Source organism: Nostocoides japonicum T1-X7 (assembly GCF_001046855.1).
GTDB lineage: Bacteria > Actinomycetota > Actinomycetes > Actinomycetales > Dermatophilaceae > Nostocoides > Nostocoides japonicum.
The window spans coordinates 4,393,419-4,396,909 of record NZ_HF570958.1 but is presented as its reverse complement, the minus strand read 5'-3'; the positions used below and the strand labels follow the sequence as shown (position 1 = coordinate 4,396,909).

The following is a 3,491-nucleotide window of genomic DNA, read 5'->3' as shown; positions in this document are numbered from 1 at the left end:
CGACCGCGGTCCCCGCCCACGCGAGGGCGACGACCGCTCGGGGCCAGCGCGACCGGGTGACGACCCGTCCGGCGAGGTATGCGGTGACGGCGGCGGCGGGGATCGCCGTCACCGTCGCGAGCGCGACGGCCGAGCCGCCCGCCGAGGTGACGGCGAGCATCGGGACGTGGGCGAGCAGCCAGGCCGGGAGCGCGAGGAGCGCCGACGCGGGGCTGCCGAGCGCCTCGGAGCCGAGGCCCGAGCCCGACCAGCCGTCCCACCACGTGTGGAAGAGGCCGGAGGCCCCGATCCGGCTCCCGACGAGCTCGCCGCCCTCCAGACCTCCGCGCACCGCCGCGAGCGGACCGCCGCGGACGCCCCGCCACGCCGCGCCCGTCGCGACGAGGGCGGCGAGGAGGACCCACGTCAGCGGGCTCCGCACGAGCCGGCCGCCGAGCGACCCGATGTCCGCGGTCGGGTCGTCGTCGGTCGTCGACGGATCCTCCCGCGTCACCTCGGGCGTCAGCGTCTCGACGCCGATCGCGTGGTGGAACAGGTCGCCGACGTGCCGGGCGACGTCCCCCGGGGCGACGAAGAGGCTCGACAGGTCGCGGCGGCTCACCGTTCGCGTGCCCCGAGCCCGCCAGCGGTCGGCCACCGGCCGCCAGGGGTCGAGGAGCGCCCCGATGTCGGCGAGCTCGACGAGCGCGGCGCGGGGACGCTTGGCGAGCAGGAGCGCGAGGGCCGCGACGACGGAGGCGAGGACGACCCACGCCGCGAGGAAGGGTGCCGTCCACCAGGCGCACCGCGCCAGCGCGACCCGCCGGGCGTCCCGGCGGCGAGGGCCTGTGTCGGCCTGGCTGTCGGCGAACCGGGCCGGCCCGGAGGCGAGGCGGGCCTGAGGGACCGTGACGACGCGCCGGCCCGCGAGGTGGGCGCGCCAGGACAGGTCGAGGTCCGCGCCGAGGTCGTCGAACGTCGAGCCGAAGCCGCCGAGCCGGTCCCACAGGGGGCGCTCGACGACGAGGCCCGCGGCCGGGACGGCGAGGACGTCGGCGCGCCCGTCGAACTGCCCCATGTCCGGCTCGCCCGGCCGGGGTGTCGAGAGGACCCGGCCGGAGCGGGTCGCGCCGATGCCGACGCTGCGCAAGGTCGCCGGGGCTGCCGCGTCGACGACCTTGGGGCCCGCGACGCCGACCGAGGGCGACCGGCGGAGGGCCTCGGTGAGGCTGCGCAGCGCGTCGGGCCCGGGCAGGTGCCCGGAGGCGAGGAGCCACAGGTGGCTCACGTCGGTGGGCACGGCGACCGACGCCGCCGGGCCGGCGGTGAGGTCGTATGCCGCGCGCGCGGCCGTGCCTGGTGGGATCCGGTGGTCGATGACGTCGATGACGTGACCGACGGCCTCGCGAGCCAGGTCCCCGGCCGTCCCGGGGCCCGAGGCGTCGAGGACGAGGAGGTGGTCGGGACGGTGGACGCCGGCGAGGATCGCGTCGAGCGTCGTGACGAAGGCGTCGTCGAGGGCATCGACGAACAGGAGGGCGGCGACCGACGGCGAGGCGGCGGAACGCCGTGTGGCGTCCGCGGGCCGCTCGGTGAGTGCGGTCATCGGGATCGGGAGCTGCGGCCGTCGCTCAGACGGCGCGCTTCTTCAGCTTGCGCCGCTCGCGCTCGGACAGTCCGCCCCAGATGCCGAAGCGCTCGTCGTTCGCGAGGGCGTACTCGAGGCACTCGGCGCGGACCTCGCAGCCGACGCATACCTTCTTCGCCTCGCGGGTCGACCCGCCCTTCTCGGGGAAGAACGCCTCGGGATCGGTCTGCGCGCAGAGCGACCGCTCCTGCCAGGACAGGGCGCCAGACTCGTCGTCCTCGCCCGGCACCAAGGCCATCAGCTCGTTCACATCGCCCTCCTCGACCCTTGTCCTGCTCTCGACCTTGCCCAGCTCGACCCGCATGTGCCCGACGCCTCCGGCGCCTCGCCGTTCACGGTCCCGTGGTTCCCTCGACTGCCGGAACCGCGAACAACAATGAGGGAATTACACGCGTGTCATATGCGGTTCGTCAAGCCCAGACGTGCTAGAAGTTCCCTTTTGCCAACGCGCCCGGGCGTGTCGTGCACCCCCTTCGGCGCTCGTCCGCACCCGCATCCGATGCCCCGGAGCGGAGGTCGGGGTCCGTCGGCGAGACGGTCCTGAGAGACTGCACGCCATGCGCATCGCGACGTTGGCCGGCGGTGTCGGCGGCTCCCGGTTCGTCCGCGGATTGCGGCGTCATCTCGACGGTTTCGCCGACGGCGGTCCTCACGAGATCACCGTCATCGGCAACACCGGCGACGACATCACCCTGTGGGGGCTGCGGGTATGCCCCGACCTCGACACGCTCCTCTACACCCTCGGCGGAGGCGTCCACGAGGCGCAGGGTTGGGGACGCACAGAGGAGACCCACCGGATCCAGGGCGAGCTCGCGGCATACGGCGTGCAACCCCAATGGTTCGGCCTCGGCGACCTCGACGTCGCGACCCACATCGCGCGGTCCCAGTGGCTCGGCCAGGGACACACCCTCAGCGAGGTGACCGCGCGCCTCGCCGACCGCTGGGGACTGCCGACCCAGGGCATCCGGCTCCTGCCGATGAGCGACGAGCCCGTCGAGACGCACGTCGTCGTCGACGACGGAGCGGGCGGCGAGCGGGCGATCCACTTCCAGGAGTGGTGGGTCCGGCACCAGGCCGGGCTTCCCGCGCGGCGGTTCGTCGCCGTCGGGATGGACCGGGCGGTGGCGGCTCCTGGGGTCCTCGACGCGATCCGCGGCGCGGACGTCGTTCTCCTGCCCCCGAGCAACCCCGTCGTCTCGATCGGGATCATCCTCGGCGTCCCGGGGGTTCGCGACGCCCTGCGCGGCACGACGGCGCCCGTCGTCGGGGTGTCGCCGCTCGTCGGGGGCGCACCGGTCCGTGGCCATGCCGACGCCTGCCTCGCCGCCATCGGCGTCGAGGCGACCTCGGCGGCCGTCGCCGGGCTCTTCGAGGACTTCCTCGACGGGTGGCTCGTCGACCCCGCCGACCCGGCGCCGCCCGCCGCCTCGCGAGTCCCGGTCACCGCGTGGGACCGTCCGCTCCTCATGCCGGACGTCGAGTCCGCCGCCGCTCTGGCGGGAGCAGCCCTCGACCTCGCGCTCTCCCTCCAGCGTGCCTGACACCCCGGGAGTCGTCCTCGTCGTCCCGCTGCTCGGTATGCCGGAAGTGGCCGAGGGCGACGACCTCGCCGCGCTGCTCCTGAGGGCCTGTGCCCACACGGGTCTGCGCCTGCAGCCGGGCGACGTCGTCGTCGTCTCGAGCAAGATCGCCTCGAAGTCGCTCGGCCTGTGGGCCTCCGACCGCGAGGACGCGGTGGCCGCCTCGACCGGACGGGTCGTCGCGGAGCGGGCGCTCCTCGACGGTCCGGCGGTCGGCGGTCCGGCCCCCAGCGGCACAGCGCCCCCCGGCCCGCCGTCCAGCAGTCCGGCGTCCGGTGGCGCGG

3 protein-coding genes and 1 pseudogene are annotated in these 3,491 nt (G+C 75.1%); 2 read left to right on the top strand and 2 right to left on the bottom strand.

Going from position 1 to position 3,491, the window contains the following annotated elements; all coding sequences use genetic code 11:
- Both BN12_RS25450 and BN12_RS19980 read right to left on the bottom strand, forming a co-directional pair.
- Positions 1–1,585: pseudogene (locus BN12_RS25450) on the bottom strand (glycosyltransferase); the annotation flags it as partial.
- Positions 1,586–1,610: 25 nt separating this feature from the next.
- Positions 1,611–1,865, bottom strand: coding sequence for a WhiB family transcriptional regulator (locus tag BN12_RS19980; RefSeq protein ID WP_157635756.1), 255 nt, complete (start codon positions 1,863–1,865; stop codon positions 1,611–1,613).
- 319 nt (positions 1,866–2,184) lie between these two features.
- On the opposite strand from BN12_RS19980, the gene cofD reads away from it, so the two are divergent.
- Together cofD and BN12_RS19970 are read left to right on the top strand one after the other, a co-directional pair.
- Complete coding sequence (cofD, locus tag BN12_RS19975; RefSeq protein ID WP_048555227.1) at positions 2,185–3,168, top strand: 2-phospho-L-lactate transferase; 984 nt, start codon at positions 2,185–2,187, stop codon at positions 3,166–3,168.
- The coding region (locus tag BN12_RS19970; RefSeq protein ID WP_048555226.1) for a coenzyme F420-0:L-glutamate ligase at positions 3,161–3,491 on the top strand (331 nt) is incomplete at its 3' end. The genes cofD and BN12_RS19970, both read left to right, overlap by 8 nt.

Excerpts from the sequence above, each read along its gene's own strand:
- BN12_RS19980 (WP_157635756.1), bottom strand. The coding sequence starts at position 1,865 with ATGGCCTTGGTGCCGGGCGAGGACGACGAGTCTGGCGCCCTGTCCTGG.
- cofD (WP_048555227.1), top strand. The coding sequence starts at position 2,185 with ATGCGCATCGCGACGTTGGCCGGCGGTGTCGGCGGCTCCCGGTTCGTC.